We start from the raw sequence: 22,872 nt of genomic DNA on the forward strand, positions 1-22,872 counted from the left end.
TAACGCCTGGCGTTGTAAAGGGGCCCCTTCTTAACGCCGCCGCGGGGTGCCGACGCCGCAGCGAGACGCCGAGCGGCGGGGCGCCGCCGACGCGCGCTCAGGTGCGGCGGAACAGGCCGGTGAGGCGTCGCCAGAGGCGGCGCAGCGGGCCGGCACCGGAGTCGGCGACCACCGCGTCGGCGGTGGCGCGGGCGGCCGGGTCGAGGGCCGGGGTGGCCCGGGCCAGGTGCGCCAGCGACACCGCTTCCGGGGTGCGTCGGGCCGCGCCGGACGCCACCTCGGCGAGCCGCCCGGCCACCACCGAGGCCACGTCGGGGCGGACCGCCGGGTCCACCCAGGCGGCGGTGACCAGGGCGAACAGCGCCGCCTCGGTGACCGGCCCGGGTGCGCCGGCGGCCAGTTCCCGCAGCACCCGGCGGCGCGTCGACTCCGGCCACGGCTCGTCGGTGCGGTGGTGCAGCAGGCCGAGGCAGGCCCAGACCTGCGCGCAGCGCACCCAGAGGGCGGGGTCCTGGTCGCCGAGCACCCGGCCCAGCGCGGTGGGCGGCGCGTCCGGCGGACACGCCAGCAGGCCGAGCAGGTCGGCCAGGTCCAGCGTGGCCAGCCCGACCGCGGCGTCGTACGCGGCCGGCGGGTGCGGCCAGGCGGGGTGGGCCAGTTGCCGGAGCCGCTGCGCCGCGTTCGCCGACGGGGGAGTGGCGTCGGCGGGCGGCACCTGGGTGGGCGTCGGGCCGGCCGGGGTGACCTGGCCGAGCCATGGTCGACCACGGCAGCACTCGGCCAGGTCGCCGTGCTCGTGCGAGTCGTCCGGGTGATCGCGGACGAAGTCGGCGAGCGCCACCAGATGGTCCACGTCGCCGTCGCGCTGGAAGCGCAGCCGGTGCGCGGTGTGCACGGCGCAGTCGAAGGTCGGGTCCTTGGCCAGCGCCCGGTCGACCCACGCCAGTGCCTCGTCGAGCCGGCCGTGGTCGGCGAGCGTGCCGGCGATGTCCGCGTAGACCGCCAGGTCGTCCGGGTCGAGTGCCACCGCGCGTTCCAGCGCGGCGAGCGCGTCGCCGGTACGGCCGGCGCTGCGGTAGGCGTACCCGAGCCACACCTCGCCGAGCTTGGTGGGCTCCGCGCGTACTCCCCGGGTGGCCCAGGTGACGGCGAGGGCGACCTCGCCGAGGCGCCGGGCCAGCGCGGACGCCGCGCCCAGCAGCAGCGGGTGGGCGGGGTGCACGGTGATCGCGTTGCGGGCCAGGGTGAGGTAGGGCAGCAGCGGCTCGCGCAGCCGGCGTGGGACGGGGTCGGGCGTGGCGGCGCAGACCTGCATGAGGATCCGGGCGGTCCGCTCCGGGTCGAGCCGCTCGGGCAGGTCGGCGGCGGTCACCCAGGGCACGGCGGCCCACGGCGCGCCGGGGGCGTAGCCGGTGGCGGCGGCCAGCAGGTCGAGCCCCTCGGCGGGGCGGCCGGCGGCGGCGAGCAGGTGCGCCCGGGCGACCACGGCGCCGACGAAGGCGTGCTGCCCGAGCGGGAAGAGGTCCAGGTCGCCGCCGCTGGCCGCGGCGAGCCGGGCGAGCGTCTCGTGCGCCTCGGGCAGGGTGGGGGAGCGCACCAGCGCGGCGGCGACGTGGTCGGCGGCGTGCTTGAGGTCGCCCTCGCCCAGCGCCAGCCGGGCCAGCGCGAGTTCCTCCTCCGCGGAGAGCGCGGCGTCGTCCTCGGGCACGTGGTCCTTCCATCGGCGGCGGGTCTGTCGGTCGGCCGGGCCAGCGTAGGGGATCTTGCCAATCAATGGTGATCCACTGCGCACTAGTGCTCGTTGCTTTGCTTCCTGCGGCCAAAACGTGCAAGACTGAGCATCGAACGCGCGGCAATCGCGCAGAAGGGGGTGCTGGGTGACGCGTCCAGGGACCGGAATGGCCGCCGACATCGACGAGCAGCCGGCCGGCTACGAGCGCCTGCTCGCCACCGAGCACGCCACGGCGATCGCCCAGGTGGCGGCGGCCGTCGCGCGGCGGCGACCCCGCCACGTGGTCTTCACCGCCCGGGGCACCTCCGACCACGCCGCGCTCTACGCCGCCTACCTCACCGAGATCCGCCTCGGGCTGCCCGCCGGGCTCGCCTCGCCCAGCGCGGTCACCCTCTTCGGCGCCCGCCCCGACCTGTCCGACGCGCTCGTCGTCGGCGTCAGCCAGAGCGGCGGCTCGCCCGACCTCGCGGAGGTGCTGCGGGTGGCCCGGGACTCCGGCGCGCTCACCCTCGCGGTCACCAACAACCCCGACTCGCCGCTGGTGGAGACCGCCGAGTTGAGCGTGGACATCGCCGCCGGCCACGAGCGCGCGGTCGCCGCCACCAAGACCTACACCGCCGAGCTGCTCGCGCTCCTCATGCTCGTCGAGGGGGTACGCGCCGGCGACGGCGCGCTGCCCGCCGAGGAGCGGGACGCGCTGGCCCGGCTGCCCGAGTTGGCCGCCCGCACGCTCGCCGACGACACCCCGGCCCGGCTCGCCCCGCGCTACCGGTTCGCCGCCCAGCTCGTCACCACCGGCCGGGGCTACGCCTACCCGACCGCCCGGGAGGCGGCGCTGAAGCTGATGGAGACGTCCTACCTGCCGGCGCTCGCCTTCTCCGGCGCCGACCTGCTGCACGGCCCGCTCGCCATGACCGACCCGGACGTGCCGGTGCTCGCCGTGGTCGGCTCCGGCCCCGGCGGTGAGTCGATGCGCGAGGTGCTGCCCCGGCTCGGCGAGCGCCGGGCCGACGTGGTGGTGGTCGGCTCCGCCGAGGTCGGCGCCACCCGGATGGCGGTGCCCGACGTCGACGAGCGCTACGCGCCGCTGCTCGACATCCTGCCGCTGCAACGGCTCGCGCTGGCCCTGGCGCTGGCCCGGGGCGAGGACCCGGACGCACCACGCGGGTTGAAGAAGGTCACCGCGACGATGTGAGCCCGGCGTGGCACGCTGTGGGGCGTGTCCACCCTCCGTGACCTCGCCGAGGAGCACACCACGCTCCGGCCGGCGGACATCGACCACCTGCACCGCATCGCCGGTGACTGGCAGCTGCTGTCCGACCTCTCCTTCGCCGACCTGCTGCTCTGGGTGCCGGTGGACGGCGACGGCACCTTCCTCTGCGTGGCCCAGGTGCGCCCGACCACCGCCCCCACCGCCTACCTCGACGACCAGGTCGGTCGCATCGTGGGCGGCCCCGAGGTGGCGCACCTGGAGGTGGCCCACCGGCAGGGGCGGATCTGGCGGGAGGGCGACCCGGTCTGGTACGGCGACGTGCCGGCCCGGCACGAGGCCATCCCGGTGTGGCTGCGCACCGGCGACGGGGAGAACGGCGAGGTCGTCGCCGTGGTCGGCCGGGACACCAACCTCTCCACCGCGCGCACCCCGAGCCAGCTCGAACTGAACTACCTGACCACCGCGGACGACCTGGCCCAGATGATCGCCGACGGCACGTTCCCGCCGCCCCGGCACCCCGGCGAGACCACCTCCGCGCCCCGGGTCGGCGACGGCCTGGTGCGGCTGGACGCCAACGGCAAGGTCACCTACGCCAGCCCGAACGCGCAGTCCGCGTACCGCCGGCTGGGTTACGCCTCCCACCTGGTCGGGGAGGACCTGGCCAAGCTGCACCGCCGGCTGGCCGGCGACCCGCTCGAAGGCACCGACGCGGGCAACGCGGTCCTCGCCGCGCTGCGCGGCGAGGCCCCGCCCCGGCGGGAGATCGACGCCCGGGGCGCCACCATGCTGACCCGGGCGCTGCCGCTGATGCCCGCCGGGGTGCCGATCGGCGCGCTGGTGCTGGTCCGCGACATCACCGAGGTACGCCGCCGCGACCGTGCCCTGATCACCAAGGACGCCACCATCCGGGAGATCCACCACCGGGTGAAGAACAACCTGCAGACCGTCGCCGCGCTGCTGCGCCTCCAGGCCCGGCGGGTGGCCATGCCGGAGGCCCGGGTCGCGCTGGAGGAGTCGGTACGCCGGGTCGCCTCCATCGCGCTGGTGCACGAGACGCTCTCCATGTCCAGCGACGAGGCGGTGGAGTTCGACGGCATCGTGGACCGGGTGGCCAGCGCCGCGACCGAGGTGGCCGCCACCGAGGTGACCGTCGGGATGCGCCGCACGGGCAGCTTCGGCGTACTGCCCGCCGAGATCGCCACGTCGCTGGTGATGGTGCTCAACGAGTTGCTGCTCAACGCCGTCGAGCACGGCTTCCCGCCGGCCGACGAGGACGCCGAGCCCGCGCCGGCCGACGCGCCGCGACCCGAGGTGGTGGTCTCGGTGCACCGGCGCCGCAAGGAGTTGCACGTGGCGGTCACCGACAACGGCGGTGGCCTGCCCGGGCAGTTCGACGCCGAGCGCGGCGGCAACCTCGGGCTCCAGATCGTCCGGGCGCTCGTCACCGGCGAGCTGCGCGGCACCATCGAGCTGCGCAACGGAACGGCCGGCGGCACCGAGGCGATCCTCGTGGTCCCGTTGGCCCGCGGCACCACCGACCGCCTCACCGGGCGAGCAGGGCCACCGTGAGGCCCGGGCGGGGCCAGACCTGGCGGACGGTGAAGCCGCCACGCAGCGCCTCGCCCTTGGCGCCGGGCACCGCCGCCAGCGGATCCGCCCGGCGGCCGGTGACGACGAGCCAGACCCGGTCCACGCCGGCCAGGCAGCGGGCCGGATCCCCGCACTCGACGGCCCAGAGGCTGCCGTCCGCCCGCTGGTCGCGGACCACCAGCACGTCGCGGGGCACCCGCGACCCCAGGTGGTACGCCAGGCCCAGATCCGGGAAGAGCCAGCCGTCCCGGGGCGAGTAGACGACCGCGTCTCCCGGCCGCTGGCCGGCCGCGACGATCCGGGCCGCGCCGGCGTAGTCGACCGGTGCGCTGCGGGGCCACTCGTGGGTCCGGCACAACGCCACCTGGTCGGGCAGGCCGAGCAGCCCGGCCAGCGTGATCACGGCCAACGCCGCCCCGAGCCCACCGCCGGCACCCGTTCTCGTCGCGGCGGCTCCGGTCCTGGCGGGTGCTGTGCTGGCGGGTCCGGTTCCGGCTGGTCCCGCTGTGTGCGGTTCCGCTCGGGGCGGCCCTGTTCCGGCCGGCTCGGTTCGGGCGGGCTCGGTTCGGGGTGGCCCTGTTCCGGCCGGTCCGGATCGGGGCGGCTCGGTTTCGGGTGGTGCCGGAGCGGGCCGGGGGGTGCCGGCCGGCGTCGTCGCGGCCAGTGCGGCCCCGGCCAGCACGCAGGCGAACGGCACGGTGAAGACCAGGTAGCGGGTCACCCAGAGCGGCACCACCGTGCCGGCGGCGAAGAGCAGCAGCACCGGCAGCAGCACCGCCGCCCCGGGCAGCAGCGACCGCCGGCCGAGCCGGGCCGAACCGAGCGCGGCGAGCCCCAGCAGGAACCCGCCCAGCACGCCGCTCTGCGCCAGCCCGCCCGGCAGCGACGCCAGATCCGGCAGGCGGGCCGGGTCCACCCAGTCGAGTTGCCGGCCGCGCTGTCCCCGGGCCACCAGCGCCAGCGGGCCCACCAGCAGAGCCGTCGGCAGCAGCGTCACCAGCCACCGCCCGAGCAATCGCCGGCCGGGCGCCGGTGCCGCTCGGGCGTCGCGCGCCACGTTCCCCGGTCCCGCCCCGGGCTCACCGGGCGGGTCGAGGCCGGCGGTGGTTGGGCCGCGGGCGGCGGTCAGCAGCACCGCCACCGCGTGCGCGGCGAGCAGGGTGAGCGCGACCAGATGGAGCAGGCCGAGCGCGGCGACCGCGACCGCGTACCCGGCCCAGCGTCGCCAGGTCGGCCGGCGCAGCGCGTCGACCAGCAGCAGCGTGGCCAGCACGGCGAGCAGTGTGGCGAGCGCGTACGGGCGGGCCTCCTGGCCGTACCGCGAGGTGGCCGGAAGCACGGCGAACAGCAGCCCGGCCAGCAGCCCGGCCCGGTCACCGACCAGGCGCGCGCCGAGCCGGGCGGTCAGCGCGGCGGCGGCCGCCATGGCGAGCGCGGAGGGCAGCCGCAGCGCCGTGGGCGAGGTGCCGGCCAGCGCGGTCCAACCGTGCATGAGCAGGTAGTACGGGCCGGTGGCGGCGTCGATGGTGCGGGTGAGGCGGACCAGGTCGGGAAGGGGGCGGGTGGCGGCGCTCCAGGTGGCCAGCTCGTCCCGCCAGGGCTGCGCGTGGCCGATCCGGACCAGGGTGACCGCGAGCGTGAGCAGGCCGGGAACCGCCCACACCGGCCAGCCGAGGCGGACTCGGGACGGCGCAGGCTCGGCATGACCGCTCACACCCCGCAGCGTCACACGCCCACCCACCCCTGCCACCCCGCTCCGCCAATTCCGCCCCGACCGGTCCGTGACGGCGTCCGCCGGTCCGGTCGGCACCGCCAACTTCATGATCGACTCGACTGGGGCGGGGTGCCGGGGAGTGACGCTGGTCACCGGGGGTGGGGGGTGGACGGGTGTCGATCTGGGCGGAGGTGGCCCGTGATGTGGGATCACCGGGTCGGGCGGTGGTCGGGCCTGCCGGGGTGTGGCAGCATGAGGCACATGACCGCCGCTGTCGTCCGCCGCTTCGTGGCCCGTCGCCACGTCGACTACGGCCGCGTGCGCAGCGCGATCTGTCCGGCCCACTGACGACGCCCGACCCATCCGTCTCGGGCGCGTGTCCGCGCCGGCCGTCATCGACATCGCCGTCCACGGCCCTGAAGAAGGGCCGGCCGTCGCGTCCGCGCTCCCAGGCACCGCAGCAGACAAACGGAGGACGCCGCGATGGCGGTCAGCAGCACCCCCACCCGCCCCGACCAGCCGGCTCCCGCCGCCCGGGCGCCCCGTCGGCCGCGCGGCGAGGGCCAGTGGGCGCTCGGGCACCGCGAGCCGCTCAACCCCAACGAGCGGATCAAGAAGGACGACGACCCGCTGAACGTGCGGGACCGGATCGAGAACATCTACGCCCACCGGGGCTTCGCCTCGATCGACCCGCAGGACCTGCGCGGCCGGTTCCGCTGGTGGGGCCTCTACACCCAGCGCAAGGCGGGCATCGACGGCGGGCGCACCGCCGTGCTGGAGCCGCACGAGCTGGAGGACGAGTTCTTCATGCTCCGGGTGCGGGTGGACGGCGGCCAGCTCAACCTGGCCCAGCTCCGGGTGATCGCGGAGATCTCCCGGGAGTTCGCCCGGGACACCGCCGACATCACCGACCGGCAGAACATCCAGTACCACTGGATCCGGGTCGAGGACATGCCGGAGATCTGGCGCCGGCTGGAGGCGGTCGGCCTGCAGACCACCGAGGCGTGCGGCGACTGCCCCCGGATCGTGCTCGGCAGCCCGGTGGCCGGGGTGGCGCGCGACGAGCTGCTCGACCCCACCCCGGCGATCGACGAGATCGTCCGCCGGTACGTCGGCGACAAGCAGTTCTCCAACCTGCCCCGCAAGTTCAAGACCTCGATCTCCTGGCTGGTCGACACGCCGTACGAGGCGAACGACATCGCGTTCCTCGGCGTCGACCACCCGGAACACGGGCCGGGCTTCGACGTCTGGGTGGGCGGCGGGCTCTCCACCAACCCGATGCTGGCCAAGCGGCTCGGCGTCTGGGTGCCGCTGCACGAGGTGCCGGACGTGTGGGCCGGCGTGGTCGGCATCTTCCGCGACTACGGCTACCGCCGGCTGCGCAACCGGGCCCGGCTGAAGTTCCTGGTGGCCGACTGGGGCGTGGAGCGCTTCCGCGAGGTGCTGGAGAAGGACTACCTGGGCCGGGCCCTGCTCGACGGGCCGGCCGCGGAGCTGCCGGCGAAGCCGGTCGACCACATCGGCGTGCACCCGCAGCGCGACGGCGCCAACTACGTGGGCGCGGCCCCGGTGGTGGGTCGGGTGTCCGGCACCCAGCTCGCCGCGCTGGCCGACGTGGTCGAGGCGCACGGCAGCGACCGGGTGCGGCTCACGCCGTACCAGAAACTGCTGGTGCTGGACGTGGCGCCGGAGCGGACCGAGGAGCTGGTGACGGCGCTGCGCGGGATCGGCCTGGCGGCCCGGCCGTCGGCCTGGCGGCGCGGCACCATGGCCTGCACCGGCATCGAGTTCTGCAAGCTGGCCATCGTGGAGACCAAGCGACGAGGCGAGGAGCTGGTGGCCCGGCTGGAGGAGCGGCTGCGCGACTTCGACGCGGACATCTCCATCCACCTCAACGGCTGCCCGAACGCCTGCGCCCGTACCCAGGTCGCGGATATCGGGCTCAAGGGCCAACTGGTGGTCGGTCCGGACGGCCGGCAGGTCGAGGGCTTCCAGGTGCACCTCGGCGGCGGCCTCGGCATGGCCGCGGGGCAGACCGCCGGCTTCGGCCGCAAGCTGCGCGGCCTGAAGACCACCGCCGACGACCTTCCGGAGTACGTGGAACGGCTGGCCCGCCGCTACCTGGCCGGCCGGACCGACGGCGAGAGCTTCGCCAACTGGGTGATCAGGGTCGACGAGGAGGAACTCCGATGAGCGATGCTCGATCTGCGCCTCTCTACTGCCCGTACTGCGGCGAGGAGGATCTGCGTCCGCACGAGGCCGGGCACGGCGCCTGGGAGTGCCACGCCTGCGCCCGGGTCTTCTCGGTGCGGTTCACCGGCCTGCTGAGCCGGGCGGTGAACCGGTGACCGGCCTGCTCTCCGCCGCCGGTCTGGGCCTGGTCGGCGCGGGCGCGACCGACCCGGCGGATGAGGCCCGGCGGGACCCGGAGGAGCTGCGCGCGCTGGCCGAGGAGGCCGGGCGGGAGTTGGCGGACGCGCCCGCGCTGGAGATCGCCCGCTGGGCGGCGCAGACGTTCGGGGACCGGTTCTGCGTGACCAGCTCGATGGCCGACGGCGTGGTGGCGCACCTGGTGTCCCGGGTCGCCCCCGGCGTCGACGTGGTGTTCCTGGACACCGGCCTGCACTTCCCGGAGACGCTCCGGGTGCGTGACGAGGTGGCCCGGCGGATGCCGGTGCGGGTCCGCTCGATCCGGCCCCGGATGACCGTGGGCCAGCAGGACGGCCAGTACGGACCCCGCCTGTTCAACAGATCCCCGGACGAGTGCTGCCAGCTACGCAAGGTCGAGCCGCTGGAGCGGGCGCTGGCCGGGTACGACGCCTGGGCCGCCGGGCTGCGCCGGGACGAGTCCCCGACGCGGGCCAACACGCCCGTGGTGGGTTTCGACGCCAGGCGCGGCAAGATCAAGGTGAACCCGATCGCGGCCTGGACGCAGCGCGAGGTGGACGCGTACGTGGCCCGCCACGGCATTCCGGTCAACGAGCTGTTCGCCCGGGGCTACGGCTCGATCGGCTGCTGGCCGTGCACCCGCCGGACGAAGGCGGGGGAGGACCCCCGGGCCGGCCGGTGGGCGATGTTCGAGAAGACCGAGTGCGGGCTGCACACCTGACGGCCGTGCCACCTGTGGTGCTGGTGGCACACGGCAGCCGTGACCCGCGCGCGGCGGAGGCGACCCGGGCGTTGGCCCGGGCGGTGGCGACCGCCTGCCCGGGCCGTCCGGTGCTGCCGAGCTGGCTGGACCACGCCGATCCCGGGCCGGCCGACGTGCTGCGCCACCTGGCCGCCGACGGGCACTCCCGAGTGGTCCTGGTGCCGTTGCTGCTGACCGCCGCGTACCACCGGAAGGTGGACATCCCGGCGGCGGTGGCGGCGGCCGGCGCGGGCCTGGACGTGCGGGTGACGGAGGTGCTGGGGCCGACCGGCGGCGTGGTCGACGGCCGGTTGCTGGCCGCGCTGCGGCGCCGGCTGGCCGAGGCGGCCGGGGAGGACGCGGACGCGGTGGTGCTGGCCGCGGCCGGCACCCGGGACGCCGGTGCGCGTGCCTCGGTGGGCCGGGTCGCCGCGGCGCTCGGCGCCGGCCTGGGCGTGCCCTGCCGGGTCTCGTACGCCTCGGCCGCGCCCCCGGAGGTCGGCGGCGCGGTGGCGCGGCTGCGCGCGGCGGGTGCCCGGCGGGTCGCGGTGGCGGCCTACTTCCTGGCCCCCGGCCGGTTCCACGACGGGGTACGCGCGGCGGCCCGCTCGGCCGGTGCGGTGGCGGTCGCCGAGCCGCTCACCGACCTGCCGGAACTGGCCGACCTGGTGCGGCGGCGGGTGACGGCGGCGGGCTGATCGACCCGGACAGCAGAGCGCCCCGGCCGGAAACCCGGCCGGGGCGTGTGCGTGTGATGTGGGTCAGGCGGAGTGAGCGCGCAGCACCCGGAGACCGCCGCGGCGCTTCACCGCGCGGCGCTCCTCCTCGCTCATCCCGCCCCAGACGCCGGCGTCCTGACCGGACTCCAGCGCCCACTGCAGGCACTGGTCGGTCACGGGGCAGCGCCGGCAGACGGCCTTCGCCTGCTCCACCTGCAGGAGGGCCGGACCGGACGTCCCGATCGGGAAGAACAGCTCCGGGTCCTCGTCGCGGCAGACCGAATCGTGGCGCCAGTCCATGGCGGCAACACTCCTCATTCTTAGTGGATGGCTGGATAACGCTTCGTTGCTATTCCTATATGCATCCGCATTGCCGATCGGTGACGGTCAGCATCCGTCAATTCGGCGTTGCGTGAGCAGGCTGCGGGCCCCTGGACCTGCTGGAACAGCTCAACCTGACGAGCATATCCAGGCAATGTCCCGGTAACACGAGTTCGCTTGTGAATACTTTCACGAACTACAGCGATGTCAAGGGTGACGCTCGGAAAAACTCCGAGCAGTGAGCGGGCTCACCACCCATTTGTCCCGGTTTGCGAGGGCTCTCGTTACCCGGCGTGCCACAGTCGAGGATCAATATAGTACGGTCTGCGTGACGTTGCTGACATTTCCGGCACCCTTCCTCGGCGTGGCGGCCACCTCACCCTGCGCGGCGGGGGGTCCGCGTCAACCGACGGGGATACCCGAGACCTAGCAGATTACTCTCAGTGCGGCCGGCACGGAGGTGAATCTGACTTTTTCCCGTTCGCCGAGATAGTCGCCGTCGAGCTGGAACGGGAGCGGACGCGTCGCGACCAGCGTGAACTCCGACAGGTCGTGCAACCGGAGCACCTGCTTGCCGTGCGGATCGGGCTGCCGGGAGAAGAACTGGGTCACCGTGCGTGCGGTGCTCGCCACCTTGAGCTGTCGGATCGCCAGCACGTCGAGCCCGCTGTCGAACGACGCCTCCGGATTCGGGTTGATCTCCCGGTCGCCCAGGTAGGTCCACGGCGCGGTGTTCTGGATGATGGCGGTGGCCAACTCGGTCGCCGGCGCCTCCCCCGGACGCTCCAGCGTGATCGGCGGGTGCCGGCGGTCCGAACCGACGAAGTACTGGCTCGCGGTGGACCGGAAGTAGAGCGCCGGCGTGGCGACCCGGCCCCGCCTGCGGGCCTGCTCCACCCGGCGGATCACCGCCGCGTCCAGCCCGAAGCCCGCGCAGAACGTGAAGTAGCGGTCGTCCGCCCGGCCCAGCCCGATGGTGCGGGACCGGCCCAGGCGCAGTCCCTCCAGGATCATGCTGGTGCCGTCCGGCCACTCCCGCGGCAGGCCGAGGGCGCGGGCGAAGACGTTCGTCGAGCCGCCCGGCACGGTCGCCAGCGCCGGCAGTCGCTCCGCCGAGGTCGGGCCGGTGCGGAACGTCGGCGGCTCCGCCGCCATCAACCCGTTGACCACCTCGTTGACCGTGCCGTCGCCGCCGAGCGTGACCACCAGGTCGACGCCCTCCTGGGCGGCCTCCCGGGCCAGGTCCATGGCGTGGCCCCGTCGGCGGGTGTAGCGCACCGACAGGTCGACTTCACTGCGCAGTGCCCGGACCAGCACGTCCCGGCTGCGCTCGCTTGTGGTGGTGGCCTTCGGATTGACCACCAGGACGGCCCGCATGGGCGGCACCTTACCGCGCCTACCCACCGGTATCGTGGCGGCCGTGACGATCGACTCCGACCCGGTCCCCGGCCCGCTCCGCGCAGCGGTGCTCCTGCTGCGCGCCGAGGCGGTGGCGCTCGGGCTGGTCGCGGTGTGGCTGATCTGGTCCGACCTCACCGCCCGCCGCACCGACCTGACCTCGGCGCTGCTGGTGACCGTCTTCGCAGTCGCCGGTGCGGTGGCGCTCTGGGCGCTCGGCGGCGCGCTGTCCCGGCGGCGGGCCGGCGCCCGCGCGCCGGCCATCGTGCTCCAGCTCATGCTGCTGCCGGTCGGGTGGTACATGATCCAGGGTGGCATGGCCTGGCTCGGGGTGCCGCTGATGGCGCTCGGGCTCGTCGTCGTCGGGCTGCTGGTCAACGGCCCGACCAACCGGGCACTCGGTTTCGGCGAGCCGGCCGGCCGCTGACCGCCCGCCGGCGCGACGCCGCCCGGGGCCGGTCAGAAGCCGCCGGAGCGGCGGGTCAGCAGCGCGATGGTGGCCCGGCCGTCGGCCGCCCGGGCGCCCGCCGAGGTGGTCAACGCGGTGAGCACCTTCCAGGCGAAGGACGACTCGGACGGAAGCGTGGCCCCCCGCACGGTCGGCACGGTCACCTCGACGGTGAGCGCGTCCTCGGTGACCGCGAAGCGGCACTCCAGTTCGGCGTCGCGGGTGGCGATGGCGAGCAGCATCGCGCACGCCTCGTCGACCGCGATGCGCAGGTCCTCGATCTCGTCGAGGGCGAACTGGAGCCGGGCCGCGAGCCCGGCCGTGGCGGTGCGGAGCACGCCGAGGTAACCACCGTCGGCGGGCACGGTGAGGTGCACGACGTCGTCATCCGTCGTCGGCTGCCCGGTCAGTTGAGTCACGCCTCATCCCCCCGGTGCGGGACTCTACCCGGTCAGGCGGCCGGGTGGGTGGGCGCGGGCGTCGCCCCGTGCGGCGAGGTCGCGCAGCGCGGCCCCGGTCAGCCGGTACGGCGTCCACTCGTCCATCGGCGTGGCGCCGATCGCGGCGTAGAAGCGGGCCGCCGGGTTCCAGTTGATCATCCACCAGTCGAGCCGCTGGTAACCCCGCTCGACGCAGATCGCGGCCAGGGCGGCCAGCAGCAGGCGGCCGGCGCCGGTGCCCCGGGCGTCCGGCCGGACGTAGAGGTCCTCCAGGTAGATGCCGTGCACGCCGGCCCAGGTCGAGAAGTTGAGGAACCAGAGGGCGAAGCCCACCGGCTCGTCGTCCGCGTCCACCGCGACGTGCCCGAACAGCGCCGGCGCGCCTCCGAACAGCGCGGCGTGGAGTTGGTCGACGGTGAGGTGACACTGCTCCGGTGCGCGCTCGTACTCGGCGAGTTCGTGCACCATGGCGACGACGGCCGGCACGTCCTCGGGACGTACCGGCCGGATCGTCGGTGCCGTGGCGGGCGAGGTCACGCCTGCTTGGTCTCCCAGAAGATCTTGGAGATCTCGTCGATCTTCGAGAGCAGCTCGTCGGCCTTGGCCGGGTCGGTGCCGCCCTTGGCGCCGGCCGCGCCGGCCAGCTTGGTGGCCTCGTTGAAGAGCTGGTGCAGGTGCGGGTACTTCTCGAAGTGCTGCGGCTTGAAGTAGTCGGTCCAGAGCACCCACAGGTGGTGCTTGACCAGGTCGGCCCGCTGCTCCTTGATCAGGATGGCGCGGGTGCGGAACTCCGGGTCGGTGTTCGCCTGGTACTTCTCGCAGATCATTTTGACCGACTCGGCCTCGATCCGGGCCTGGGCCGGGTCGTAGACGCCGCAGGGCAGGTCACAGTGGGCGCTTGCGGTCACCCGGGGCGTGAGGATGCGAGGAAGGCGCATCAGGGTCCTCCATGGGATGTTTGCGATGATCCAAGACGACATTACTCCTGGAGATGCTTTCCAGCGGGCGGGAGGTGAAACCCGTGCTGCCCGTGCTGATCACCGGTCCGTCCATGTCGCCGACCCTGCGCCACGGCGACGCGGTGCTGGTCCGCACCGGCGGCCGGCCGGTCCGCCCCGGTGACGTGGTGATCGCGGTCTTCCGCAGCCGGCCCGACCTGCTGGTGGTGAAGCGCGCGGTCGAGCCGCGTGCCGGCGGCTGGTGGCTGCGCGGCGACAACGACCTGGTCACCGACGACTCCCGGGCGTACGGGGTGGCCGACGTGCGCGGCCGGGTGGTGGCCCGCTGGTGGCCGCGTCCCGGCCGGATCAGGGGCGGGCAGGGGTAGGCGTGGATATGACCCCGCTCACATCCTGGGAGCCGGTGCGTGACTATGCTCGGAAAGTGCCCGGGTGACCCCCCCGCACCGCCGCCCCGCCGGTCGCTGACCTCCGCTGACCGCGCCGGCCGGTCCGTCTGCTCGACAGATCCTGGAGTCACCATGTCTGCGTCCACCCCGGACCCCGCCGATCCCGTCTTCCGACTGCATGTCGGCGGCAAGATGGCCGTCGCCTCCACCGTGCCGCTGACCAGCCGGGAGGACCTCTCCCTCGCGTACACCCCGGGGGTGGCCCGGGTCTGCGAGGCGATCGCCGCCGACCCGGACCTCGCCGACACCTACACCTGGGTGTCGCACACCGTCGCCGTGGTCACCGACGGCTCCGCCGTGCTCGGCCTGGGCAACATCGGCCCGCGCGCCGCGCTGCCCGTGATGGAGGGCAAGGCGGTGCTGTTCAAGCAGTTCGCCGGCGTGGACGCCGTGCCGGTCTGCCTGGACACCCAGGACGTGGACGAGATCGTCGCGACGGTCAAGGCGCTCGCGCCCTCGTTCGGCGGGATCAACCTGGAGGACATCAGCGCGCCACGCTGCTTCGAGGTGGAGCGCCGGCTGGACGAGGCGCTCGACATCCCGGTCTTCCACGACGACCAGCACGGCACCGCGATCGTGGTGCTGGCCGCGCTGCGCAACGCGGCGACGCTGCTCAACCGCAAGCTCGGCGACCTGCGGGTGGCGGTCAGCGGCGCCGGCGCGGCCGGGGTGGCGGTCACCAAGATGCTGATCGCCGGCGGCGTCGACCCGGCTCGGGTGGTGGTGTGCGACTCGCGCGGCATCATCGGCCGGCACCGCGAACTCACCGGCACCAAGGCCGAGCTGGCCGACCTCACCAATGCCGACGGCCGCCAGGGCGACGTCACCGAGGCGCTGCGCGACGCGGACGTGCTGGTCGGCGTCTCCGGCGGCCAGATCCCCGAGGCGGCGGTGGCCGGCATGGCGCCCGGCGGCATCGTCTTCGCGCTGGCCAACCCCACCCCGGAGGTGCACCCGGAGGTGGCCGCCCGGCACGTGGCGGTGGTCGCCACCGGGCGCAGCGACTACCCCAACCAGATCAACAACGTGCTCGCGTTCCCCGGGGTGTTCCGCGGCGCGCTGGACGCCGGCGCCACCCGGATCACCGACGCGATGAAGGTGGCCGCCGCCGACGCCATCGCGGGCGTGGTGGCCGAGTCGCTGACCGCGGACGCGATCGTGCCGTCCCCGCTCGACCCGCGCGTCGCCCCCGCGGTGGCCGAGGCGGTCGCCGAGGCCGCCCGCCGCGACGGGGTCGCCCGCCGCTGAGGTGTAAGGAGGGGCCCCTTCTTATCGCATTTCGCATAGGAAGGGCCCCTTCTTAACGCCCGCTCAGCTTGTTACCGTGCCGATCATGCGTGCTGCCTATGCCTCGGCCTTCGACGCCGACAACCCGCTCGCCGCGCTCGCCGTCGGCGACCGTCCCGAGCCGACCCACCCGCAGGACGACTGGGTCACCGTGCGGGTCCGGGCCAGCTCGCTCAACCACCACGACCTCTGGTCGCTGCGCGGCGTGGGCCTGACCGCCGACCAGCTCCCGATGATCCTGGGCTGCGACGCGGTCGGCACCGACCCGGACGGCAACGAGATGGTCATCTACCCGGTGGTGCCCACCCCGGGTGACCCGCGCGGGGTCTCCATCCTCTCCGAGCACTTCCAGGGCACCTTCGCCGAGCTGGTCGCCGTACCCCGGATGAACCTGCTGCCGCTGCCCGACGGCCTGTCGGCGACCGACGCGGCGTGCCTGCCCACGGCCTGGCTCACCGCGTGGCGGATGCTCACCACCAAGGGCCGGGTCGCCGACGGCGAGTCGGTGCTGGTCCAGGGCGCCGGGGGTGGCGTGGCCACCGCGGCGGTCGCGCTCGCCGTCGCGCTCGGCAAGCGGGTGTACGCGACCAGCCGCGACGCCGCGAAGCGGGAGCGGATCGCCGAGCTGGGCGCCACCGCGCTGGAGCCCGGCGCCCGGCTGCCGGAGCGGGTGGACGTGGTGATCGAGACGGTCGGCGCGGCCACGTTCGACCACTCGCTGAAGTCGGCCGCCCCGATGGCCCGGATCGTGGTCTCCGGCGCCACCGCCGGGCACGAGCCCACTGTCAACCTGCGCCGGGTCTTCGCCATGCAACTGGAGATCCTCGGCACCTCCATGGGCACCCCGGACGAGCTGGCCGAGCTGCTCGCGTTCTGCGCCGAGCACGGGGTCCGCCCGGTGGTGGACGGGGTGGTGCCGTTCGGGGAGATCGAGGAGGCGTTCGCCCGGCTGCACTCCGGCGAGGTCTTCGGCAAGGTGGTCGTCGACCACACCGCGTGAGGTGTTAAGCGGGGCCCCCTGCTCTACCGTAGGCGTTAAGCGGGGGCCCCTCCTTACAACCGGTCGTCGAGGGTGGCCAGGCCGCCACGAGCTGCGTCAGCGGGGAGTCGCTTCTTCGCGGCGGGGTCGCCGTAGAGCGTCCAGCGGAGGAACTCGACAGTGGTGTCGGCGACCACCCGCAACGCCTTCCCGTCGCCGAGCAACGCCCGGCCGTGGTCGCCCTTCGGCAGGCTGAGCATCGCCTTCGGCCACGGCACCGCGTCGAAGACGGCCTTGCCGGCGGCGTAGGACACCACCTCGTCCGCCTCGCCGTGCACGAACATCTGCGGCGCGGCGGCACCGGCGAACGCGGTGCCCACGCCGAGCGCCGTGCCGGCGAACACGATCCCGGCGTCCAGCCGCTCGTCCCGCCCGGTGGTGAACAGCCCGATGGTGGTCACCCCGCCGGCGCTGTGCCCGGTCGCGGCCACCCGCTCCGGATCCAGCCGGCCGCGCAGCGGGTCACCCGCCGTCTTCCCGAGCGCGAGCACTTTGGTCAACACGTACGACACGTCGGCCGGCTGGTTGAGCACGTCCAGCGGGTTGCCGTCGCCACCCCGGCCGGTGTGCGGGAAGCGCGGCGCGGCGACCACGAACCCGGCCGCCGCCCAACGCGTCAGCAGCACCTGGTAGTCCTCCGGCCGGGCACCCAGGCCGTGACTGAACAGCACCACCGGAAACCGCCCGGTGGCCGCCCGGGCGGACCGCTCGGCCGGGCCGCCGGCCGCCCCCGTCGCCGGGTACCAGAGCGTCACCGGCAACGGCCGGTCGCCGTCGCGGTTCAGCTTCACCTGGCGTACCCCGACCGCGAAGCTCGTGGTGGGCGCCGTGCCGGCGGCCACCCGGGGCGCGGGCGAGGTGGCCCGCGGTGGGCTGTCGGGAGCGGGCCGCCCGGCCGGGGCAGCCGGCGGCCCGGAGCAGCCGGCCAGACCGACGCCGAGCAGCGCGACGGCAACGAGGGCAACGGGACGACGGCGCATGAACCCGATTGTGCCTCGCGACCTGAAGGAGGGGCCCCTTCTTGACGCCTACGGTAGAGGCGGGGCCCCCGCTCAACATCTCGCGGGGGCGGTACGGCGGGTCAGGCCGGGGGACGGTCGCCGGCCGACGCCCGGAGGCGGGCCAGGTCGGCGGCGTCCTTGGCGCGGCGGGGACGCTCCGGCATCCAGACCGGGAACATCTCCTTGAACTCGATCTGCGCGGTGACACTGATCACCGGCGCCGCCAGCGAGCCGAGCCGGCCGGGCCGGGCGGCCAGCATCCCGTCCGGCAGGGCGGTGCCGGCCCACGGCCCGGCGCCGACGACGACCCGGCCGGCCGGGTCCCGGTCCAGGTAGGCGAAGCTCAGTTCCACGTCGCCGCGGAGCAGGTCGAGTTGCTTGGTGGCCGGCATCCGGGGGTCGGGGCACCAGCCCCGCGCACCGAGCAGGGCCGCCAGCCGGTCGGCGTCGTGCCGCCAGCAGTACCAGTCGACGTCGACGTGCGGGCGGCTCACCGCGCCGAGGTGGAAGTCCATCGCCCAGCCGCCCCGCAGCCAGACCTCGATCCCGGCCGCGCCCGCCAGGTCGACCACCTCACGGATCGCGTCCAGTTGCCGCCCGGTCAACTCGTCCACTGCGGCAACGCTACCGCCCGACGCGGTGAAGGAGGGGGCCTCTGTTAACGCTTGCGGTAGCGGCAGCGCACCCTCTTGACAGCCGGCGACCGGGTGTCAGGCGGGGAAGGCGCGGGTGGCGAATGTGGTGACGCCGGGCGTGGTGGCGTCGGCGGGGAGGCGGCGCAGGGCCGCCCGGTCGCCGTAGAGCGTCCAGCGGAGAAAGTCGGTGGTGGTGGCGAGCACCTCCGGGAACCCCGGCCGACCGGGACCCAGATACTCGCCGTGGCCCTGGCCACGCAGGCTGAGGAACGCGGCCGGCCCGAGACATCGGGCGTACGCGGCCCGGGCGATCGACTGCGGGACGATCTTGTCGGCGGTGCCGTGCACGAACAGTACCGGCGCGAGCGGCCGGACCGGGCCGATGACCGGCCGGCCACCGGCGATGACGATGGCCGCCCGCAACGGGACCGGTGGCGCGGACGCGAACATGCCGAGGGTGGTGTGGCCGCCCGCCGAGTGTCCGGCGACGGTGAGCCGGTCCGTCGCCAGGTGCGCGCCGAGCGGGTCACCGAGGCGGGTGCCCAGGCGGACGAGGTGGCGGACCAGCCGCCAGGCGTCGCCGGGCTGGTTGCGTACGTCGTCCCGGCTGAAGTTCCGGGCCCGCCGGTTGGTACGCGGATAGGTGGGCGCGACGACCACCAGTCCGGCGGACGCCCAGCGGCTGGTCAGCGGTGCGTGCAGTGCGGGCAGGCTGCGCAGCCCGTGGCTGTAGACGACGACCGGGAACCGTCCGGTGGCCACCGGCGCCCCGGCCCACACCCTCGGCCCGGTCGGCGTACCGACGCTCGACGCGACGGCCGGTCGACCCGGCCCGGCCCGGTCGGGTGAGGACGGTGCGGGTGCCGCGTCGGTGGCGGGACCGGGCGCCGTGCGGGTGGGGACGCCCGTGGGCGGGTCGGGGGCGGTCGGTCGGTCCACCGGGTACCAGACGGTGACCGGCAGGGGCCGTGGGCCGTCGGGGTCGACGGTGAACTGGCGCATGCCCACCGCGTACGGGCGCTCGGGCGCGGGTCGGACGGTGGCCGGGACCGGGTCGGAGGTGGCGACGGCCGGCCCGCAGCCGGCCAGCAGCGCCGTCGTCAGCGCGGCCACCAGTCGCTCCCCCCTCACCCCCGCACGGTAGGCGGCCGAGTGGGTCGCCCGTGCCCGCCGTCCGGGCCGGCTGCTTTCGCCGGCCGGCCGGGCGGAGCCTCCGCCGACCGGCCGGGTTCCCCGGAACAGGTCGCCCGGTTCCGTGGGCGCCGGCCCGGCGGGACACTCCGGTCCCGCCGGTTTCGCTAGGGTCACGCGCATGACTGAGAACTACACCGATCCGAGCGGCAACACGGCGCAGTTCCGCGCCTTCGTCGACACACCCGAGCCGGCCTCGGCGGCGGCGTCCGCCCCGTCCCGGCTGCCGCTGATCGCCGGCGTCGGCGTGGCCGTCGTGGTCGTCGTCGCCCTGGTCGCCTGGCTCGCGCTGGGCTGAGCCGGGCCGTGTTCAGGCGTGCCGCGCCGGGCCGGGCGGGAGGTCAGGCGAGCACCTCGCGGGTCTCGCGGGCGATCTCCCGCTCCTCGTCGGTGCCGACCACGAGCACGGTGACCTCAGCGCCGTCGGGTGAGACGACCCGGTCGCCCGTACCGTCGTCGCGGGCCGGGTCGACGGCGATGCCGAGCCGGTCCAGCCCGGCCAGCGACGCGGCCCGGACCGCGGCGGCGTGCTCACCGACCCCGGCGGTGAAGGCGACCGCGTCGACCCGCCCGAGCAGCGCGTAGTACGCGCCCACGTAGCCGGTGATCCGGCGGCAGTAGACGTCGAACGCCAACGCCGCCGCCGGGTCGCCGGCGTCCCGGCGGGCCAGCACCTCCCGCATGTCGTTGACCCCGGTGAGCCCGAGCAGGCCGCTGCGGTGGTTGAGCAGGTCGTCGATCTCGTCGACGCCCATGCCGCCCTCGCGGCGCAGGTGGAAGATCACCGTCGGGTCGAGGTCGCCGCTGCGGGTGCCCATCACCAGCCCCTCCAGCGGGGACATGCCCATCGAGGTGGCGACGCTGCGGCCGCCCTGGACCGCGCACGCGCTCGCCCCGTTGCCCAGGTGCAACGTGATGGTGTTCAGCTCGGCGTACGGCCGGTCCAGCAGTTCGGCGGTCCGCCGCGACACGTACGCGTGCGAGGTGCCGTGGAAGCCGTACCGTCGCACGTCGTACCGCTCGGCGGTGGCCCGGTCGATGGCGTAGGTGGCGGCGGCCTCGGGCAGCGTGTGGTGGAACGCGGTGTCGAAGACCGCCACCTGCGGGGTGTCCGGCAACGCCTCCCGGGCCACCCGGATGCCGGCGAGGTTGGCCGGATTGTGCAGCGGGGCGAGCGGGACCAGCTCCTCGATCGCGGCGACCACCGCGTCGTCGATCAGCACCGGGGCGCTGAACCGCCGCCCGCCGTGCACCACCCGGTGCCCGACGCCGGCGAGCCCGGTGAGGTCGAGCCGGTCGATGATCTCCCGGACCGCGGTCTCGTGGCCGGCCGGCCCGCCGCCCGGCTCGCCGACCCGCTCCACGGTGCCCTTGTCGAGAATCTCGTCGCCGTCGTAGAGCCGGTACTTGACCGACGAGGACCCCGTGTTGAGGACCAGGATCCGGCTCATTCCGACGCCTCCGCGGCGGCCTGGATGGCGGTGATCGCCACCGTGTTGACGATGTCGGGGACGGTGGCGCCCCGGGACAGGTCGTTGACCGGCCGGCGCAGGCCCTGCATGACCGGCCCGACCGCCACCGCCCCGGCCGAGCGCTGCACCGCCTTGTAGGTGTTGTTGCCGGTGTTCAGGTCCGGGAAGATGAACACGGTGGCCCGTCCGGCCACCGGGCTGTCCGGCAGCTTGGTGGCCGCGACCTGTGGGTCGATGGCCGCGTCGTACTGGATCGGGCCTTCGACCAGCAGCTCCGGCCGGCGTTTCCGGACCAGCTCGGTGGCCGCCGCGACCTTCTCCACGTCCGCGCCGGCGCCGGAGCTGCCGGTGGAGTAGGACAGCATGGCCACCCGGGGCTCGATACCGAACCGGGCGGCGGTGTCGGCCGACGAGATGGCGATGTCGGCGAGCTGCGCGGCGTCCGGGTCCGGGTTGACCGCGCAGTCGCCGTAGACCAGCACCCGGTCGGCGAGCAGCATGAAGAAGACGCTGGAGGCGACCGAGACGCCGGGCACGGTGCGGATGATCTCGAACGCCGGGCGGATGGTCGCGGCCGTGGTGTGGGTGGCCCCGGAGACCATCCCGTCGGCGCGACCGGCCTGCACCATCATGGTGCCGAAGTAGTTGGGTTGCGCCACCACGTCGTACGCCAGCTCCGGAGTCACGCCGCGGTGCGCGCGCAGCTTCGCGTACGCCTCGGCGAACTCGTCCCGCCACTCGCTGGTCGCCGGGTCGACCACCTGGGCGTCGCCGACGTCGACGCCCAGCTCCCGGGTCCGTCGGGCGATCTCGTCCGGCCGGCCGAGCAGGGTCAGCTCGGCGACGCCGCGGCGCAGCAGCACCTCCGCCGCGCGCAGGATCCGCTCCTCGCTGCCCTCGGGCAGCACCAGCCGGCGACGGTGTGCCCGGGCCCGGTCGATCAGATCGTTCTCGAACATCAGCGGGGTGACCCGCGCGGAGCGGGTGACCCGCAGCCGGCGGGCCAGGTCGTCGGTGTCCACGCACCGCTCGAACGCGCCCAGCGCGGCCTCCACCTTGCGCGGGTTGGCGGTGCTGGGGCGGCCCTCGATCCGGCTGGACGCCTCGACCGTGTCGTAGCTGTCGCTGGTCACCGAGAGCACGGCCAGCCCGGTGTTCATCCGCTCGACCAGCCGCATGGCGCGCGGGTCGGGCTGCTCGCCGAGCGTGAGCACCAGCCCGGCGAGGGAGACCTGCCCGGCCACGTGCGCGGCGCCGGCGGCCACCAGCAGGTCGGCCCGGTCGCCCGGGGTGATCACCAGCGCGCCGTCGGTGAGGTGGTCCAGCAGGGTCGGCACGTGCGCGGCGCCGACCACGTAGTCGAGCACGTCGCGGTCGAGCGCCGCCGGGTCGCCGGCGAGCCGGGTGGCGCCGAGCGCCGCCGCCACCTCGGCCACCGTCGGCGCCGACACGGTCGGCACCTCCGGGATGGCGTACGCGGGGACCGGCAGCTCGGGCAGCGTGGTCGGCTCGGGCGCCCGGTTGGCGACCACCGCGACCACCGTCGCGCCCAGGTCGGCCAGATCGTGGTACGCGCCGCGCGCGGCCGCCGCTATCGCCTCGGGCGACTGGCCGAACCCGTCCACGACGGGCACCACGACGCTGCCGAACTCGGTGGCGAGGCGGGCGTTGAAGGCCAGTTCGCGGGGTCCGGCCCCGTCGCCGTCGGCGAAGTCGCTGCCCACCACCACGACCGCCGGGCAGCGCCGTTCCACGTCCCGGTAGCGGGCCACGATCCGCGAGATCAGCTCCTCCCGCCGGCCGTTCGCGACCAGCTCGGTGGCTTCGGCGTACGTCGCGCCGTGCAGCTCGTCGACCGGCAGTTCGACCCGGTAGCGCTCGGTGAGCAGGGCGAGGATCGGGTCGGTGCCGTCGCCGGCGACCAACGGCCGGAACGCGGCGATCCGCCCGACCTGCCGGGACAGCAGCTCGGCCAGCCCGAGCGCCAGTGTCGACTTCCCGCCGCCGGACCCCACGCTGGTCAGGTACACGCTGCGCGCCACGCCCCCACGCTACAAGATCGCCCGTACCCCCGCCCGGGTCCTTGTACCCCCCGCCCCGTGCCTCACCCTCCGCCCGGTCCCTGCGCCGATCT

Annotated in this window: 23 protein-coding genes; 11 read left to right on the top strand and 12 right to left on the bottom strand. The window is 74.7% G+C overall.

Annotated elements, in window-relative coordinates; genetic code table 11:
- Positions 1-97: 97 nt before the first annotated feature.
- Positions 98-1,708: a tetratricopeptide repeat protein gene (locus O7618_RS30880; RefSeq protein WP_278109653.1), complete on the bottom strand. Its 1,611-nt coding sequence runs from the start codon at positions 1,706-1,708 to the stop codon at positions 98-100.
- Between the two features lie 190 nt (positions 1,709-1,898).
- Between O7618_RS30880 and O7618_RS30885 the strand changes: the two genes are divergently transcribed.
- Positions 1,899-2,927: an SIS domain-containing protein gene (locus O7618_RS30885; protein ID WP_278110213.1), complete on the top strand. Its 1,029-nt coding sequence runs from the start codon at positions 1,899-1,901 to the stop codon at positions 2,925-2,927.
- Between the two features lie 24 nt (positions 2,928-2,951).
- The gene (locus O7618_RS30890) at positions 2,952-4,514 is read left to right on the top strand and encodes a PAS domain-containing sensor histidine kinase (protein ID WP_278109655.1); all 1,563 of its coding nucleotides are present in this window, start codon (positions 2,952-2,954) and stop codon (positions 4,512-4,514) included.
- Here O7618_RS30890 and O7618_RS30895 read toward each other — a convergent pair.
- Positions 4,489-6,198, bottom strand: a complete 1,710-nt coding sequence (locus O7618_RS30895; protein ID WP_278110214.1) for a glycosyltransferase family 39 protein — start codon at positions 6,196-6,198, stop codon at positions 4,489-4,491. The two genes, O7618_RS30890 and O7618_RS30895, sit on opposite strands and share 26 nt — an antisense overlap.
- A 534-nt stretch (positions 6,199-6,732) precedes the next feature.
- Here O7618_RS30895 and O7618_RS30900 point away from each other — a divergent pair.
- The 4 genes from O7618_RS30900 to O7618_RS30915 are packed head-to-tail and all read left to right on the top strand — an operon-like array spanning position 6,733 to position 10,077.
- Positions 6,733-8,442, top strand: coding sequence for a nitrite/sulfite reductase (locus tag O7618_RS30900; protein WP_278109656.1), 1,710 nt, complete (start codon positions 6,733-6,735; stop codon positions 8,440-8,442).
- Complete coding sequence (locus tag O7618_RS30905) at positions 8,439-8,597, top strand: hypothetical protein (protein WP_181570118.1); 159 nt, start codon at positions 8,439-8,441, stop codon at positions 8,595-8,597. The genes O7618_RS30900 and O7618_RS30905 overlap by 4 nt, the downstream gene beginning before the upstream one ends.
- Positions 8,594-9,358 carry a phosphoadenylyl-sulfate reductase gene (locus O7618_RS30910; protein WP_278109658.1) on the top strand — a complete coding sequence of 255 codons (765 nt, stop codon included), beginning with the start codon at positions 8,594-8,596 and terminating at the stop codon, positions 9,356-9,358. Before O7618_RS30905 ends, O7618_RS30910 begins: the two co-directional genes overlap by 4 nt.
- A gap of 14 nt (positions 9,359-9,372) precedes the next feature.
- Positions 9,373-10,077 carry a CbiX/SirB N-terminal domain-containing protein gene (locus tag O7618_RS30915; RefSeq protein ID WP_278110215.1) on the top strand — a complete coding sequence of 235 codons (705 nt, stop codon included), beginning with the start codon at positions 9,373-9,375 and terminating at the stop codon, positions 10,075-10,077.
- Positions 10,078-10,140: 63 nt separating this feature from the next.
- Here the strand turns inward: O7618_RS30915 and O7618_RS30920 are convergent, their stop codons facing one another.
- The gene (locus O7618_RS30920; RefSeq protein WP_013288358.1) at positions 10,141-10,398 is read right to left on the bottom strand and encodes a WhiB family transcriptional regulator; all 258 of its coding nucleotides are present in this window, start codon (positions 10,396-10,398) and stop codon (positions 10,141-10,143) included.
- Positions 10,399-10,845: 447 nt separating this feature from the next.
- On the bottom strand, positions 10,846-11,796 hold the full coding sequence (locus tag O7618_RS30925; RefSeq protein WP_278109659.1) for a diacylglycerol kinase family protein: 951 nt from the start codon (positions 11,794-11,796) through the stop codon (positions 10,846-10,848).
- A gap of 43 nt (positions 11,797-11,839) precedes the next feature.
- On the opposite strand from O7618_RS30925, the gene O7618_RS30930 reads away from it, so the two are divergent.
- Positions 11,840-12,244, top strand: a complete 405-nt coding sequence (locus O7618_RS30930; RefSeq protein WP_278109660.1) for a hypothetical protein — start codon at positions 11,840-11,842, stop codon at positions 12,242-12,244.
- A 32-nt stretch (positions 12,245-12,276) separates the two neighbouring features.
- Here O7618_RS30930 and O7618_RS30935 read toward each other — a convergent pair whose 3' ends face one another.
- From O7618_RS30935 to sodN, 3 genes are read right to left on the bottom strand one after another with little or no spacing between them, the layout of a single operon-like run.
- Positions 12,277-12,684 carry an ATP-binding protein gene (locus O7618_RS30935; RefSeq protein ID WP_278109661.1) on the bottom strand — a complete coding sequence of 136 codons (408 nt, stop codon included), beginning with the start codon at positions 12,682-12,684 and terminating at the stop codon, positions 12,277-12,279.
- A 24-nt stretch (positions 12,685-12,708) separates the two neighbouring features.
- Positions 12,709-13,242, bottom strand: a complete 534-nt coding sequence (locus O7618_RS30940; RefSeq protein WP_278109662.1) for a GNAT family N-acetyltransferase — start codon at positions 13,240-13,242, stop codon at positions 12,709-12,711.
- The gene (gene sodN / locus O7618_RS30945) at positions 13,239-13,643 is read right to left on the bottom strand and encodes a superoxide dismutase, Ni (RefSeq protein WP_089155059.1); all 405 of its coding nucleotides are present in this window, start codon (positions 13,641-13,643) and stop codon (positions 13,239-13,241) included. Before sodN ends, O7618_RS30940 begins: the two co-directional genes overlap by 4 nt.
- A 53-nt stretch (positions 13,644-13,696) precedes the next feature.
- Here sodN and O7618_RS30950 point away from each other — a divergent pair, with 53 nt between their 5' ends.
- From O7618_RS30950 to O7618_RS30960, 3 genes are all read left to right on the top strand, one after another.
- A complete protein-coding gene (locus O7618_RS30950; protein WP_278109664.1) occupies positions 13,697-14,032 on the top strand; it encodes a S24/S26 family peptidase in 336 nt (111 codons plus the stop codon).
- 153 nt (positions 14,033-14,185) lie between these two features.
- Positions 14,186-15,361 carry an NADP-dependent malic enzyme gene (locus O7618_RS30955; RefSeq protein ID WP_278109666.1) on the top strand — a complete coding sequence of 392 codons (1,176 nt, stop codon included), beginning with the start codon at positions 14,186-14,188 and terminating at the stop codon, positions 15,359-15,361.
- Between the two features lie 76 nt (positions 15,362-15,437).
- Positions 15,438-16,400 carry a zinc-binding dehydrogenase gene (locus O7618_RS30960; protein WP_278109667.1) on the top strand — a complete coding sequence of 321 codons (963 nt, stop codon included), beginning with the start codon at positions 15,438-15,440 and terminating at the stop codon, positions 16,398-16,400.
- 53 nt (positions 16,401-16,453) lie between these two features.
- Here O7618_RS30960 and O7618_RS30965 read toward each other — a convergent pair whose 3' ends face one another.
- The 3 genes from O7618_RS30965 to O7618_RS30975 form a co-directional block, all read right to left on the bottom strand.
- On the bottom strand, positions 16,454-17,419 hold the full coding sequence (locus tag O7618_RS30965) for a chlorophyllase (RefSeq protein ID WP_278109669.1): 966 nt from the start codon (positions 17,417-17,419) through the stop codon (positions 16,454-16,456).
- A gap of 101 nt (positions 17,420-17,520) precedes the next feature.
- Positions 17,521-18,054, bottom strand: a complete 534-nt coding sequence (locus tag O7618_RS30970) for an aminoglycoside adenylyltransferase (RefSeq protein WP_278109671.1) — start codon at positions 18,052-18,054, stop codon at positions 17,521-17,523.
- Between the two features lie 96 nt (positions 18,055-18,150).
- A complete protein-coding gene (locus O7618_RS30975) occupies positions 18,151-19,206 on the bottom strand; it encodes an alpha/beta hydrolase (RefSeq protein WP_278109673.1) in 1,056 nt (351 codons plus the stop codon).
- A gap of 181 nt (positions 19,207-19,387) precedes the next feature.
- Between O7618_RS30975 and O7618_RS30980 the strand changes: the two genes are divergently transcribed.
- A complete protein-coding gene (locus O7618_RS30980) occupies positions 19,388-19,564 on the top strand; it encodes a hypothetical protein (RefSeq protein WP_278109674.1) in 177 nt (58 codons plus the stop codon).
- 43 nt (positions 19,565-19,607) lie between these two features.
- Here the strand turns inward: O7618_RS30980 and O7618_RS30985 are convergent, their stop codons facing one another.
- Positions 19,608-20,717 carry an acetate kinase gene (locus tag O7618_RS30985; RefSeq protein WP_278109675.1) on the bottom strand — a complete coding sequence of 370 codons (1,110 nt, stop codon included), beginning with the start codon at positions 20,715-20,717 and terminating at the stop codon, positions 19,608-19,610.
- The gene (gene pta / locus O7618_RS30990) at positions 20,714-22,780 is read right to left on the bottom strand and encodes a phosphate acetyltransferase (RefSeq protein ID WP_278109676.1); all 2,067 of its coding nucleotides are present in this window, start codon (positions 22,778-22,780) and stop codon (positions 20,714-20,716) included. The genes O7618_RS30985 and pta overlap by 4 nt, the downstream gene beginning before the upstream one ends.
- Positions 22,781-22,872: the final 92 nt, after the last annotated feature.

Origin of the sequence: Micromonospora sp. WMMD980, assembly GCF_029626035.1 — a bacterium.
Classification (GTDB): Bacteria; Actinomycetota; Actinomycetes; order Mycobacteriales; family Micromonosporaceae; genus Micromonospora.

Bases quoted from the DNA above. Each gene is read 5' to 3' on its own strand.
- O7618_RS30980 (WP_278109674.1), top strand. From the start codon at position 19,388: ATGACTGAGAACTACACCGATCCGAGCGGCAACACGGCGCAGTTCCGC.
- O7618_RS30965 (WP_278109669.1), bottom strand. From the start codon at position 17,419: ATGCGCCGTCGTCCCGTTGCCCTCGTTGCCGTCGCGCTGCTCGGCGTC.
- O7618_RS30905 (WP_181570118.1), top strand. From the start codon at position 8,439: ATGAGCGATGCTCGATCTGCGCCTCTCTACTGCCCGTACTGCGGCGAG.
- sodN (WP_089155059.1), bottom strand. From the start codon at position 13,643: ATGCGCCTTCCTCGCATCCTCACGCCCCGGGTGACCGCAAGCGCCCAC.
- O7618_RS30955 (WP_278109666.1), top strand. From the start codon at position 14,186: ATGTCTGCGTCCACCCCGGACCCCGCCGATCCCGTCTTCCGACTGCAT.
- O7618_RS30950 (WP_278109664.1), top strand. From the start codon at position 13,697: ATGCTTTCCAGCGGGCGGGAGGTGAAACCCGTGCTGCCCGTGCTGATC.
- O7618_RS30985 (WP_278109675.1), bottom strand. From the start codon at position 20,717: ATGAGCCGGATCCTGGTCCTCAACACGGGGTCCTCGTCGGTCAAGTAC.
- O7618_RS30885 (WP_278110213.1), top strand. From the start codon at position 1,899: ATGGCCGCCGACATCGACGAGCAGCCGGCCGGCTACGAGCGCCTGCTC.
- O7618_RS30925 (WP_278109659.1), bottom strand. From the start codon at position 11,796: ATGCGGGCCGTCCTGGTGGTCAATCCGAAGGCCACCACCACAAGCGAG.
- O7618_RS30920 (WP_013288358.1), bottom strand. From the start codon at position 10,398: ATGGACTGGCGCCACGATTCGGTCTGCCGCGACGAGGACCCGGAGCTG.
- O7618_RS30900 (WP_278109656.1), top strand. From the start codon at position 6,733: ATGGCGGTCAGCAGCACCCCCACCCGCCCCGACCAGCCGGCTCCCGCC.